The organism is Tellurirhabdus rosea, from assembly GCF_026278345.1.
Classification (GTDB): Bacteria; Bacteroidota; Bacteroidia; order Cytophagales; family Spirosomataceae; genus Tellurirhabdus; species Tellurirhabdus rosea.
Map to the genome: position 1 here is coordinate 2,431,347 of NZ_CP111085.1, position 13,482 is coordinate 2,444,828.

The following is a 13,482-nucleotide window of genomic DNA, read 5'->3' on the forward strand; positions in this document are numbered from 1 at the left end:
TTCGGTTAACGTTGAGAACTACCCACTCAGGTGGTTAACCAGCAAGACGAAGGATAGGTTATGCGGGGGTGTCAAAAAGAAGAAAATTACTTGATAGCCAGCACCTTAAATTCGGTGCGGCGGTTGCGCTGGTATTCGGCTTCGGTGCAGATGACGCCATCGACGCAATTATTCACGGGCATAGTTTCGCCGTACCCCGCCGCCACGAGCCGTTTCCGGCTGATGCCTTTGGACGCCAGGTAATTAACGACCGAGCTGGCCCGCTGGGCCGAGAGGTAGCGATTGTAGGTATTTTCGCCCCGGCTGTCGGTATGCGACCGGATTTCGACGCTCAGGGTCGGGTATTTCCGCATTGTCGCCACGAGCTTGTCCAGTTCGCGGGCGGCATCCGGGCGGATCGTCCACTGGTCGAGGTCGTAGTAAATGTTGTCGAGTTCGACGATATCACCGACGCGCAGCATTTTCAGATCGGCCGAAAGCACTTTGGGCGGCGTCCGTCTCGGCAGTTTCCGGATGCGGTTGGTATTGGTGCCGTACCGTTCCTTGGCCGCAATGAGCGTAAACTCGCAGTTTTCGGTCAGTTCAAATTCGTAGCGGCCATCCGCGCTGGTCACTACCTGCTGCACCATGCCGTCGCATTCGTTCTTCAGCCGGACCACCACGCCTTCGATGGGCTTGCGGTCCCGCTCGCTCATCACCACCCCGCGAATCCGGGATTTTTTCGGGTCCACCACGCCCCAGCCGTCGTTGCCGGAAGGAGCCGAGGCGCTGAGCTGGACGGTATCGGCCAGTTCTTTCGGCCGGAACAGCGCAATTTCGAGCCGGGAAGGCGAATCGTCGGTCATGCCCTGGGTCGAGAATCCGACGGTGCTGGTCATGAAGCCGTCTTTGGACGAACGCAGAATGAAATCCGAATTACCTTCCAGACAGAGCTGGGCCAGGCCGTTGGTTTTGGTCACCAGCGTCCGGGTGGGCTGCCCGTCGGTCCGCGACTGCACCTCCACCACGACGCTGTCGAGCGGCATGTTGCTTTCTTCGTCATACAGCCTCAGGGTCAGGTTCCGGCAGCCGTAGAGCGAGCTTTCCCGCACAAACCGGACAATATCGTCGCTGTCGTTGAAGCGGTTGGTGCTCAGAAAACCCGTCCGGCGAAATTCGTCCGTAATCAGGCCAAAATCGTCTTTGTCGGAGTTGACGGGCGCTTCGAGGTGTTCGATCTGAGTGGCCTGCGTGCCATTGGTCATGTAGGCGCAGTACACATCCAGCCCGCCGAGCCCGCCTTTCTGGCCGTCCGAGGAGAAGTACAGATTCCCCACCTCATCGACAAAGGGAAAAAGCTCGTTGCCTTTGGTATTGACCTGTCGGCCCAGGTTGACCGGTTTCGACCATTGTCCGTTCGTATACCGGGAAACGTACAGGTCGGTGCCGCCGAAGCCGCCGGGCATGTCCGAGGCAAAGAACAGCAGCTGGTCGTCTTTGCTGAGCGCCGGGTGGCCCACCGAGTATTCGTTGCTGTTGATGGGCAATTCCTGCACGTTTACCCAGGTGCCGTTCTGCTGTTCGGCCGTATAGAGCTTGAGGTTGGTGACGCCCTCGGCACTCTGCCGGACGCGGCCACCGTTGTAGTTATTCCGGGTGAAGATGATGCGGCTGCCGTCGCTGAAGAACGTCGCCGGACCTTCGTGGTAGCGCGTATTGATCTCTTTGTCGAAGCGCTGAACCGTCCCGGGTTTCTGGTACCCCAGTCCGCCGGTCACGTTATAACTGCCCGCATAATTCAGCGTTCGGGAGTCGTTGGCCGTGGCGCGGGTGTAATAGTCGCCGCCCAGAAGGGATTTTTCCTTTTTGGGAGCCGGCTGTGCGGGCGCTTTGGTCACGGTGCCGTCGGCCTTCACGATTTTGTCGATCCGCAGGTCCTGGCGGTTGGGCATGTAAAACAGGTCGAGGTAGCCGCCGCCCCCGCCGCTGCCCGACGTTTCGATGGCCGAGCCGCCTTTTTTTCCGGAAACAAACAGCAGTCCCTCCCGGAAGTACATCGGGCTGAATTCCGCGTTTTTGGTGTTCAGTTCGAGGATTTCGAGCCGGTATTTGGTCGGTATTTTCTTGGTGCCCGGCGCACCCTGGCCCACGCTGGCCGGGGCCATCGCGGCGGACTTGCGGGCTGTCTGCTGGCCCTTCAGCGTGTTGTATTTTTCAAACATCGCCTGCGATTCGCGGTACTTGCCGTTGCTGGCGAGCACCTGGGCAAAATGCAGGTAATTGATGCTCAGATCAGCGGGGAGCGGTCCGCTGCCGATCAGGTCGCGGTACGTATTTTCGGCCTTTTGCAGGTCGCCGGCCGCTTTGTAGGCAAAAGCCAGACTAGCCTGGGCGGCAATCCGCTGTTCGGGCTTCAGGACGGTATTGAAATCCGAAAGCAGCTGGGTATACAGTTCGATGGAACGGCCGTAGGCATGCAGCGTCAGTTGCCGGTCGGCCTCCTGCAGCAACGCCTGGGGCTGTGCCTGGCTGACCAGCGTCAGCAGCACCATCCAGCAAGCCAGTAACCACCGTTTCTTCCAGTTAAGCATATTTATTATTGGGGCCGATACCAACCAGACCAGTCTGCCACCATCCACGCGCTTCTGCCAGGAAAAAACGGAGCCTGGTCGCTGTTTATGATTTCGGTACCGGTTGAAAAGCCAAAAATCGTACAAAATAAGGTCAGTTAAGCAATTAATCCCGCACAAAACACCACGCTACCAGACAGGCGTTGGCCTGCTGCGGGGTGAATCTGTAATTACCTGCAAACACTCCTGTTAATTCATCGGGTAAGGGAGGCAGCACCCGGGTCGACTTGCATTTATCTGTATAATTGACTGACAGCAGTGACTGCAATTGGCCAGATGCACCCCGGTTTGTTACAAGCCGTTACGGTTTCACGCATCACAATTCATGCCAAGAGTCTTTTCTTTCCGTTAACGTTATCTCCGGACAAAATCTGCTGCCGTCGTGCTGAATAATGGCCTTTTCGTCCATTCGAAAAGGCCAGACACATGAAGGTTCTTTCACATAAATTGTGCCAACCTGAGGTTCGCTCCAGAAATTAATCAGCTTCCCGAGGAAGCGGTTCGCTGCTCCCGGTCTTTTAATTCCTGCAGAACGGCGGCGGTATCCTGCCCCCAGACCGGGGCCGCCCAGGCGGGGCGAACGGGCGTCCGGGAGAATTTCAGCGGAATGCCGATCTGCCTGAGCCGTCCCGCTATGGGGTGTTCCTGCTCGATAATCATCCCGCGGCTACGCAGATGGGGGTCTTTTTCCAGGTCCGGAAGGTCATAAACGGCCGTCATCGGAATGTCCTGCTCCGCGCCCAGTGCCGTCCAGTAATCGAGTGGTTTTGTACGGATCTCATCAGCGACCTCTTTCTGGGCCTGCTCCACCTGCTCCCGGTCGGTCAAAGCCGAAAAAGGCACCCAGTTCGGGCGACCGACGGCCGCGCAGAATCGCTGCCAGAATTTCGGCTCCAGCGTGCCGAGCGCGACGTATTTTCCATCGGCACAGGCATACACGCCGTAGTTGACCTGCCCGCCCGACAACGGCAGGGTTCCGCGCGGGGCGGCGGTTCCAGTCCCGGCGTACAGGGCGTAGCTGACCGACAAAAGCGGCATCACGGCGTCGGTCATGGACACATCCACGTGCTGCCCTTCGCCCGTGCGGTGGCGGGCCTGCAGGGCGGCCAGCGTAGCGATCACGGCCATGTACGACCCTCCGGCAATGTCGGCCAGCTGCACACCGGGAACCACCGGCGGGCCATCCGCTTCGCCCGTCAGGCCCAGCACCCCGGCCAGTCCGGCATAGTTGAGGTCGTGGCCCGCGCGGTGGGCGTAGGGGCCGGTCTGGCCGTAGCCGGTTACGGAAACGTAGATGATTCGGGGATTGACCTGCCGGGCCGCTTCGTAGCCGATGCCCAGGCCGTCGAGGTAGCCGGACCGAAACTGTTCGACTACCACGTCCGCCGTCGCCACCAGCCGGAGAAATGTTTTGCGCCCTTCTTCGTGCGTGTAATCCAGCAGCACACTCCGCTTGGACCGGTTGTAGCTCAGGTAATGGACCGATTCACCGTGAAGATGGGGCGGGAACGCCCGCACATAGTCCGGGACTTCGGGCGATTCGATTTTGAGGACTTCGGCACCCAGATCGGCCATGAGCATGGTTCCGAGCGGGCCGGGCAGCAGGCGGGTCAGGTCCAGAATGCGCAGGCCGACAAGCGGGCCGGTTTCCGGTTTACGGTCGTTCATGAGGGGGTGTTTTTCCCCAAAATAAAAGCCGCCCGGCAGATTGCCAAGCGGCCCGTTGTTGTTTACCGCCCCGGACTTAGAGGACCGTCACCTTGATGCGGTTGTAATAGAGCGTCGTCTGGCCTTCAAAGCCGGAATCCGTGCCGACAAACAGCCAGAGTTCGCCCTGGGCGTTGGTGGTCACGGCAAAACCCTGCTCGGAGTTTTTCCGCTGAATGAGCTTGTACGAGTAATCGCTACCCGGAATGCCTACGTTTCCGAGCAGCACGGCATCACGCCCGCCGACGGCCTGGTTTCCTTTGTCCAGGTTGAAATCGAAGAAAGTCCCTTTTTTCACCTTCGCCGGTTCGGTCGCCGAGGCTCCCGCTTTCAGGTACACGCTGCCGCCCGGAGAGCCCCCGATGCCGATGCCGTCTTCCGGATACTGGGAGGCAAGTTCCACCTCAAAAATCAGCCGGTAGGTGGTGTTCGGCTGCAGGCCGGTCACTTTGCGTTTGACGAACATAAACATGTCGTCGCTGCGGTTGTGGCCCGTAATCATCAGCGCTTTTTTGCTGCGGTCGAGCGGAGCGGGCAGAAAATCGTGCTTGAAGCTGAACTCCATGATATCTTTCTGCTGCTCGTCGTAGTCCGCAAAATCACCGCTCCAGCTTTCGGCGCTGTTGCGGAATTCAGAGTTTACCAGCGTTTTGCTGTCTACCGGATTCAACCCGTTCTGATCCGGATTGACTGAATCCGAATCAGACTGACAGGCGGTGTTCAGTCCTGCGCACAGCAGTGCCGCGACCAGCCACTTCATTTGTTTCATACCCTGTGGAATTGTTTGGTAAAAAATTAATAACGGTGTGGTAGCTACCGGTTCGATGACCCCGCTCCCGTCGGCAGGGTTGTAACCGGCCCTGAAATATATTTATTTTTTTACCATTTCACTAGGGGTCAGCGCCTTAGCTCCTTCCACCAATTGCAGGAATTCCCACCGGTCGCCTTCCGTCCGGCCGTCGAGGCTTTTTCGGGCCAGTTCGGCCAGCTGTTCATAGTCCGCTTTTCCCTTAAATTCTGAATTCCGAAGCAGCAGTCCAAAACCGGCCACGGCGGCCGCAAACCGGAAGTCGGCGGAAGCCTGGGACAGCTGTCCGGGCCGGTGCCGGATGACTTTTTCCAGTTGTCGGCTCCGGCGCTCGTCCGGGCGCTTGTACCGGATCTTCAGCGTCGCCTGCTCGCTGCTGCCCCGCCCCGACAGGTCCGTTCTGAGGTACTTCAGCGAGTCCGTGACAGGCAGGTACGCGCTTTCGGTGCCCGCCGGAATGAGTTCGTACAGGGCCGTGACCGAGTGGCCCGCGCCCATTTCGCCCGCGTCTTTCCGGTCGTCCCTGAAATCCTCATTCCGCAGCATCCGGTTTTCGTAGCCGATCAGGCGGTACGCCCGGACCTGCGCCGGGTTGAACTCCAGTTGCAGCTTTACGTCCTTCGCCACGGCGAACAGCGTCCCGCCGAACTCCTGCACGAAGACTTTGCGGGCCTCCTGCCAGGTGTCGATGTAGGCGTAGTTTCCGTTCCCCTTGTCGGCCAGCGTTTCGAGTTTGTTGTCCTTGTAATTGCCCATGCCGAAGCCGAGTACGCTCAGAAACACGCCCGTTTCGCGCTGCTCCTCCACCAGTCGCTGCAAGGCCGCGTCGCTCGACTCGCCCACGTTGAAATCGCCGTCCGTAGCCAGAATAACGCGGTTGTTGCCGTCCGTCCGGAAATGCTCCGCCGCGATTTTGTACGCCAGCCGCAGGCCCGCGCCGCCCGCCGTCGAGCCGCCTGCTTCGAGGGCGTCGATGGCCTGAACGATTCGCGTCCGCTCCGAGCCGGGGGTTGGGGGCAACACCAGTCCGGCGGCTCCGGCATAGGCCACCAGCGCCACGCGGTCCTCGGGTCGGAGCTGGCCGACCAGCAGTTTCAGGGCGGCCTTCACCAGCGGCAGTTTGTTCTCCTGGTTCATGGACCCGGACACATCCACCAGAAACACCAGGTTGGCGGGCGGCAGCTTATCGGCCGGAATACTCCGGGCCTGCAAACCGATCCGGAGCAACTGCAAACCCGGATTCCAGGGCGATTCAGCCAGTTCGGTATGGATGGCAACGGGGTCGTCGCCCGACGGTTGCGGATAGGAATAGGCAAAATAATTGATCAGTTCTTCGATCCGCACGGCGTCTTTCGGCGGAAAGTGGCCGCTGTTCAGGAAACGCCGGACGTTGGCGTAGGAGGCCCGGTCCACGTCGGCGGAGAAGGTGGTGACGGGCTGCTGCCGGGCGTCGTGGAAGGTATTTTCGTTGATGGCCGAGTAATCTTCCGTGTTTGGGCTGGGCGCCAACACAGTGACCGAGGCGGTCATCTGCCGTTTCTGAACCGAGTTGTAGCCGGTCACAATCACTTCCTGCAGGTTGTGCACCTCGGGCTGGAGCTGCACCTTCAGGACCGACTGGTTGCGGCCGACCGGCACCTCTTCCGTTTTGTATCCGAGGAACGAAAAAACCAGTGTCAACGCCGAATCGGGCACATTCTGGAGAACAAACCCGCCTTTTTCGTCGGTGGCGACGCCCCGGTTGGTGTTCTTCAGCGCAACGGTTACCCCGGCAATCGGCTGACCGGAAAAGTGGTCGGTCACAGTGCCCATGATGGTTCGCCGGGCCTTTGGTTGTGCGTTTACGTTCTGACCCGGAAGCAGAAAGACCGCAATCAGGCAGAGCATCGAAAAAAATTGCCGCATGGTCGTATGGAATTGAAGGGTTTTGTTTCTCTTAGAGATGCAGACCGGACGCGGATTCCACACAAGGGCTGTACGATTTTTCCGGAAAACGAGCATTGATGTTTCTAAAGCGATTTCGAAAACCTACCCCGACTACCGACGCGGATTACGTGTCGGCTTATCAGGCTACGGGCAATCTGGAATGGCTGGGTGAGCTTTATGAGCGGTACATGGAAATGGTGTACGCCCTGTGTTTCCGGTATCTGCGCGACGAAGACGAAAGCAAGGACGCGGTCATGGCCCTGTTCGAGCAGCTGATTACCGATGTTGGCCGTTACGAAATCCGGAACTTCAAAAGCTGGCTGCATACCACCGCCCGCAACTACTGCCTGATGCAACTGCGCCAGCGCCCCGTGACGGTAAACGGCCACGCTGTTGCCGACGACGAACTGGACGATCTGCCGGTCAGCCACACCTCCGACGACAGCGCCGCCGACCTGGAACAGCAGCTTTCGCACATGGATGAATGTCTGAAAACGCTGCCGCCCGAGCAGCGGGCCAGCGTGTCTCTGTTCTACCTCGACCAGAAAAGTTACGCCGACATTGCGGCCCAGACGGGCTACGATCTGAAGCAGGTGAAAAGTTACCTGCAAAACGGCCGGAGAAACCTTAAAATCTGTATTGAAAAGCGGAATGAGTAAGCAAGATCCCCATAACGAACCCGAACTGACGCCCGACGACCTGCGCCGTTACCGCGCCGGACTGCTCGACGCGGCGGAACGGCACCGGGTGGAACGGCTGCTGCTCCGCGAACCGCTTTACGACGAAGCGCTGGATGGTTTTGAGGCGCTGGCCCAAGCGGGCCGTCCGGTAAATCCGGCCTTGGCGGACCTGCGCCAGCGTCTTCACCGGCGAGTGGCCCAACCGACGAAGGAACGTCGGCTGCTGCCTGTCTGGTGGGCTATGGCGGCCTCCGTCTGTCTGCTGATCGGGGTTTACTTTTTCCTTTATCAGAAACCGGATGCTTCGCAGAACCAAGCCCGCCAGCACGAGCCGCGGCCCGAGCGGGCACCAGTTTCTCCGGCTCCGTCCGCCGGTCCACCGCCCGAAATAGCCCGACAGGCCGACCCGGACCAGCCGCGCGCCAAACGGAGCCGACAGCGTCCGGCCCGTTTCTCGGCCGAACGCATTGCCCGAAACGAAGCGCCGCCCGCCGGGTATCCGCGGGCCGATGCCGCGACTCCTTCGGCCGCTCCGACCCGGCCCGATAGCGGGATGCGGGATGCGGTAGTGATAGCTGATTCGCCCCAAAAAGAGGCCCGGTCGGCGGCTCCCAATGCGCTGATGCCGCAAAAAGCGCCGCTTGCCGCCCGCAAGCTCGCCCCTCCAGCTGCCGGGCGGGCGCTTCAGGGCCGGATCGTGGACGGTCAGACGGGTCAGCCGCTGGCGGGGGTTGTCGTGACGCTGCCCGATAAACGACGGGGAACCGTCACGGATGCAGACGGCCGTTTTCAGCTTCCTGACAGTCTCACCGCCGGGACGCAACTGACGGCGGGCATCCTCGGGTTCGAGACAAAATCGTTTACCCCGGCCGACTTGCGGGCGGGCGATGTAGCGTTGCAGCCGTCGGTTCAGTCGCTCAACGAAGTGGTGGTTACCGGCTACGGCACTCAGGCCCGAAAAGCCATTACGGGGGCTGTAACTCGTACAACGTCGCCAGCCAGCCAGCCTGAGGAGTTTCGCCAGTTTGTGCGGCAACATAAAAAAATGCCCGCTTCTGCGACGGAAGCGGGCATTTCGGGAACCGTCCGGCTGCGCTTTCGGGTGCGGAAAGACGGGCGTATCGGGCGCATCCGGGTAATCAGTGGGCTGGGCTACGGCTGCGACGAGGAAGCCGTTCGCCTGCTCCGCGAGGGACCTCGCTGGCAGCCTGCCAGCCGGAAAAGCAGGCCGGTGGCGGGCTGGGCCGAAGTCACGATTCCGTTTCCATAAGGTAATTTTCAGGAATAGGCCGGTCGGTATTCCACCGCATCGATGACCATTCTGGAAATAATTTCCCGCATAATTTCCGACGCTCCGCCGGCAATGGTGCCCACCCGGGCGTCGCGGTAGGCGCGGCAGATCGGGTAATCTTCGATGTAGCCGTAGCCGCCGAAATATTGCAAACACTTGTCGATGGTCCGCTTTTGCAGCTCGGAGGCGTGTAGCTTGGCCATCGAGCATTCCTTGACCACGGGCGCCCCCTGCGTAAAGAGCCAGCAGGTGTGGTAGACAAACTGCCGGGCGACCTCAATCTCGGTAGCCACGTCGGCGATAGTGTGCCGGACCGCCTGAAACTGGCCGATTTTTTTACCGAACGCCTGCCGCTCGTGCAGGTACTGCAACGTCCAGTCGAGGGCGAGCTGCGAACCGGAAACGGCCAGGACGGCGGCCACGAGCCGTTCGAGTTGCAGGCTTTCCATCAGGTAATAAAAGCCTCTGTTCTCCACCCCGATCAGGTTTTGGGCCGGAACGCGCACCTCGTCGAACCGGATTTCGGCGGTATCTGAGCTGTGCCAACCCATTTTGTTGAGCTTCGTGCGGGTGACGCCCGGACTGTCGAGGTCAACCACGAGCAGACTAACCCCAGCGGTGCCCAGTTCGGGGGCGGTTTTGACGGCCAGCGTGATGAAGTCGCCGTAGGTGCCGTTGCTGATGAAGGTTTTCGAACCGTTGATGAGGTAGTCTTCTTCGGCACCGGACGGCTGCCGCCGGGCCGTTGTCCGGATGGCCGACACGTCCGAGCCGGCATCGGGTTCGGTGATGCCGAGGGCGGCGACCTTCTCGCCGCGAATGGCCGGCACTAAGTACTTCTCCTTTAAAAATTCGCTTCCGGCCTTGGAAATGTGGTTGATAGCCATGTATTCGTGCACGCTGACGGCGGTCGTAAAGCCGCCCATGCCCGAGCGGGCCAGTTCTTCCAGGAATACGACCGAATACCAGAAATCCGCCTCGGCCCCACCGTATGTTTCGGGGAAAGGCAGGCCCAGATAGCCCAGTTCGCCCATGCGCCGAAAAACGCTGGCCGGAATCCGCCGCTCACTTTCCCATTGTTCGGTGTTGGGGATTACTTCGGTTTCTATAAATTGCCGCGCCGTTTGACGGAAAAGCTCATGTTCGTCGGAAAAGTACAGGGAAGGCCGTTTCATGTGTGGTTTTAGTCAAGATACCCTTGGCAAAATACCATAAACCGGTGATGAAACCAACAACCGAAGGCCGAAGCCAGTGCGGCGAAGAAGCCAAAAACGTATAGACAGGCGGGGACACCGCGGCGGTACGCTCGTTTGTAAAAACATTTGCAGAAGACCCGCGTTTTATCATGTGTTTACAAATTACCAATTAATTATACCTATCAAGCACCATGAAGAAAGGATTGATAACTACATTTTGTTTACTGGCGCTGACGGTTTCGTCGGTGGTAGCGCAACAGCGGTGGAGCGCCGGTCCGCGTTTGGGTCTGAATCTCTCTACGGCCGTTGGCGATATTGATAACACCAAGCTGAAGCCGGGTCTGGTGGCAGGCGGATTTGTGATGTATAGCAGCGTAAATCACTTCGCCGTTTCGCTCGACGCGCTTTATTCGCAGCGCGGTTTCCGTTATAAGCAAACGGACGCCCAAGGCGGCATCGACTACCGCCAGCGGGTCAACTACCTCGAACTGCCGTTGCTGTTCCGTTACTTCCTGAACCGGAGCGGCGATGTGCGTCCCAACATTTTCATCGGCCCCAACGTCGGTTTTCTGCTGGGGGCTAACCGGACCAACCCCGAAGCCAAAAACCGGGAGCTTTTCCGCAAAGCGGATTTCGGAGCCACGGCCGGCCTTGGCCTCAACTTCCGGGTCGGCCAGGCCCAGCGCCTGCACCTAGACGCCCGCTACACCTTCGGCCTCTCTGACATGACCCAGAACGTGCCCCTGATTCCGGACAACCGCCCCGACGGCGTAGTCCGCAACTCCACCATCAATCTCACGCTGGGCTACGGCATCGGCATCGGCCGAAACTATTAAAGGAATTAAGAATTAAGAGTTAAGAGTTAAAAGCGGTCCGCCGCCGCGGTAAGGCTCCGCCCGGTCATAACGTGACTAAGCGGAGCCTTACCGCGGCGGCGGACCTCTTTTAACTCTTAACTCTTAATTCTTAACTGAATAAAGGGCTTTTGCGGCGGCTTCGTATTTGTCGCCGGCGACCCATTGCGGGCGGGTCGGGCGGTTGGCAATCAGGCGGGCGGTGTAGGCGTAGGCCTGGCTGAATTTCTGGAGGTAGTTGAAATCAATCGTTTCCGGGTTGTCGGCGGCCTGGTGATAATACTTGCCCAGCGCCTCGTCGAATTTGGTGAATCCCGGTGAGAAGGTCGGGGCCGGAACACCTTTGGCGGCGAAGCTGACGTTGTCGGAGCGGTCGAACAGGTTCTGCTCCGGGGCGGGATCGCCGAACACTTTCAGGCCGAAAGCTTTGGCGGCCGTTTCGATCTCCGTCTTCGCGCCCGTCCGGTCGAGTCCGACCACCGAAATCAGGGAGGTGTCGTTGTAACCCGCCCCGTCGATGTTCAGGTTGAAAACCGTCTGGTTCAGCGGAATGAGCGGATGTTCGGCGTAATACTTACTGCCCAGCATGCCCAGTTCCTCGCCGTTCAGGGCCAGCACCAGAACCGACCGTTTGGGCGGATTCGCCTTCAGGGTCCGGGCGGCGGAAAGCAGGGCGGCTACGCCCATCGCGTTGTCGCGGGCTCCGTTGAAAATGCTGTCGGCCTCGGTATACGGCTGTCCGCCTTTTTTCCCCATGCCGACATGGTCGAAGTGTGCCGACAGCACGACGTATTCGTTCTTCAAAGCCGGGTCCGTTCCTTCAACGACACCGCCCACGTTGACCGAATAAATGACCTGCTGCGCCCGGCCGGAGGTCTGGAACGTCACCCGTTGGCTGCCGTCCTTGAACGCGGCCAGTTGATTTTTGCCGTTATCCGCCCACAGATGCGGCAGGGCAACCGGCATTTCCGGGCTGTTCATGACGGACAGTTGTTCTCCGGCCAGAAAGCGGGTCACCAGGTTCCACGGGTAAGTACCACCCACGTACAGTTCCAGCAGCCCGGCGGCGCCTTTTTCGGCGGCCAGTTTCCGTTTCTGGGTCGAAGCGGCCAGCAATCCGCTGTTCCCCTTCACATCCGGGCCTCCCACCTGCGCAACCACCAGTTTGCCCCGGACATCGCGACCGTTGTAGCCGTCGGCTCCTTCGGTGAGGCCGTAGCCGACGTAGACCGTTTCGGCGGTCAGGTTCGTGGCCGGACCCGCCATGACCATCATCTGGTTGCCCTGCCGCAGGGTGTCTTTTCCGGCAAGGAGCATCCCCGACGCGACGGATTTGGTCAGCAGGAACGGTATTTTCTGGTAAAAATCGGTTTGTCCGGCCGCGGGTTTCAGGCCCAGCGTGCGGTATTGCTCGGCAATGTAGCGGGCGGCGACCATGTTGCCCGGCTCGCCCGTGCGGCGGCCCTGCAACTCATCGGCGGCCAGAAAGCGGAGGTGTGTCTCGACCTCGCCCACGCTGATGGATTGTTCGGGCAGTGCCGCTGTTTTGGCCGGCTGGGCCTTTTTTTGCTGCGAAAAAGCCGGAAATACCGCCAGCAGCAGAGCGGCAAAGGTTACGTGCTTACGAAGTGTTTTCATGAAATAGGAAACTTGCAGTATGCAAAGCTGTCGAAAAAAGCGGAGGAACGATAACCGTTCGTCATTTTGCCCGGTGGCCGCCCCAAAAGCCCATACCAGACCCGTCGGCCGGACGTTTTACCACTGAGCTATTTTGCTTATTTTTCCGAAAAAGGGAATGTTCCCTGCTTAGTTGACTCCTTGCTTAAGACTCTTTGTAACGACATGCAGAAACCGCTGACGCTCCTTCTGGCCCTATTCCTGACCGCCCTGACCACGGCCAGCACCCCGGCCCAGACCGAAAAGCCGCCCAAAGGGGGCAAAATCAACTGGCTGACCATCGAACAGGCGTACGCGCTTTATCAGAAAACGCCCAAAAAATTTGTTATCGACGTGTATACCGACTGGTGCGGCTGGTGCAAAGTCATGGACCGCAATACGTTCCGGAATGCGGCCGTGGTGGACTACGTCAACCGGAATTACTACGCGGTGAAGCTGAACGCCGAGCAGCGGGAAGACATCAGGCTGGGCAAGGATACGTTCCGGTTTGTGGACCAGGGCAACGGCCGCGGCTACCACCAGCTGGCGGCAAGCCTGATGAACAACCAGCTTTCTTACCCCACGACCGTTTTTCTCGACGAAAAAATGGGCATGATTCAGCCCGTCGCCGGGTATCTGGAGCCTACGGCCTTCCACCAGATCATCACCTTCATTGGCGGCAACCACCACAAGGCCGAACCGTTTGAGCAGTTCAAGGCGGGGACGTACGTGAAGAGTTACGCGAAGAAATAAGC

10 protein-coding genes are annotated in these 13,482 nt (G+C 59.3%); 4 read left to right on the forward strand and 6 right to left on the reverse strand.

What is annotated here, in order from left to right; translation table 11 throughout:
• Window positions 1-86: 86 nt before the first annotated feature.
• The 4 genes from ORG26_RS10090 to ORG26_RS10105 form a co-directional block, all read right to left on the reverse strand.
• Entirely contained in the window at window positions 87-2,570 is a 2,484-nt protein-coding gene (locus ORG26_RS10090; RefSeq protein ID WP_266368908.1) for an OmpA family protein, read from the reverse strand.
• 519 nt (window positions 2,571-3,089) lie between these two features.
• Window positions 3,090-4,277, reverse strand: a complete 1,188-nt coding sequence (locus tag ORG26_RS10095) for a CaiB/BaiF CoA transferase family protein (protein ID WP_266368909.1) — start codon at window positions 4,275-4,277, stop codon at window positions 3,090-3,092.
• Between the two features lie 76 nt (window positions 4,278-4,353).
• Window positions 4,354-5,085 (reverse strand): hypothetical protein, encoded by a 732-nt coding sequence (locus tag ORG26_RS10100; protein ID WP_266368910.1) that lies wholly within the window; start codon window positions 5,083-5,085, stop codon window positions 4,354-4,356.
• Window positions 5,086-5,187: 102 nt separating this feature from the next.
• The gene (locus ORG26_RS10105) at window positions 5,188-7,029 is read right to left on the reverse strand and encodes a vWA domain-containing protein (protein ID WP_266368911.1); all 1,842 of its coding nucleotides are present in this window, start codon (window positions 7,027-7,029) and stop codon (window positions 5,188-5,190) included.
• Between the two features lie 98 nt (window positions 7,030-7,127).
• On the opposite strand from ORG26_RS10105, the gene ORG26_RS10110 reads away from it, so the two are divergent.
• Together ORG26_RS10110 and ORG26_RS10115 are read left to right on the forward strand one after the other, a co-directional pair.
• Window positions 7,128-7,709, forward strand: coding sequence for an RNA polymerase sigma factor (locus ORG26_RS10110; RefSeq protein WP_266368912.1), 582 nt, complete (start codon window positions 7,128-7,130; stop codon window positions 7,707-7,709).
• Window positions 7,702-9,000, forward strand: a complete 1,299-nt coding sequence (locus tag ORG26_RS10115; protein WP_266368913.1) for a TonB family protein — start codon at window positions 7,702-7,704, stop codon at window positions 8,998-9,000. The genes ORG26_RS10110 and ORG26_RS10115 overlap by 8 nt, the downstream gene beginning before the upstream one ends.
• Window positions 9,001-9,008: 8 nt before the next feature.
• Here ORG26_RS10115 and ORG26_RS10120 read toward each other — a convergent pair whose 3' ends face one another.
• Window positions 9,009-10,196, reverse strand: coding sequence for an acyl-CoA dehydrogenase family protein (locus tag ORG26_RS10120; RefSeq protein WP_266368914.1), 1,188 nt, complete (start codon window positions 10,194-10,196; stop codon window positions 9,009-9,011).
• A gap of 212 nt (window positions 10,197-10,408) precedes the next feature.
• Here ORG26_RS10120 and ORG26_RS10125 point away from each other — a divergent pair, with 212 nt between their 5' ends.
• A complete protein-coding gene (locus ORG26_RS10125; RefSeq protein ID WP_266368915.1) occupies window positions 10,409-11,053 on the forward strand; it encodes a porin family protein in 645 nt (214 codons plus the stop codon).
• 123 nt (window positions 11,054-11,176) lie between these two features.
• Here the strand turns inward: ORG26_RS10125 and ORG26_RS10130 are convergent, their stop codons facing one another.
• Window positions 11,177-12,709: a M20/M25/M40 family metallo-hydrolase gene (locus ORG26_RS10130; RefSeq protein ID WP_266368916.1), complete on the reverse strand. Its 1,533-nt coding sequence runs from the start codon at window positions 12,707-12,709 to the stop codon at window positions 11,177-11,179.
• Window positions 12,710-12,913: 204 nt separating this feature from the next.
• Here ORG26_RS10130 and ORG26_RS10135 point away from each other — a divergent pair, with 204 nt between their 5' ends.
• Window positions 12,914-13,480 carry a thioredoxin family protein gene (locus ORG26_RS10135; protein WP_266368917.1) on the forward strand — a complete coding sequence of 189 codons (567 nt, stop codon included), beginning with the start codon at window positions 12,914-12,916 and terminating at the stop codon, window positions 13,478-13,480.
• The last annotated feature ends 2 nt before the right edge of the window (window positions 13,481-13,482 follow it).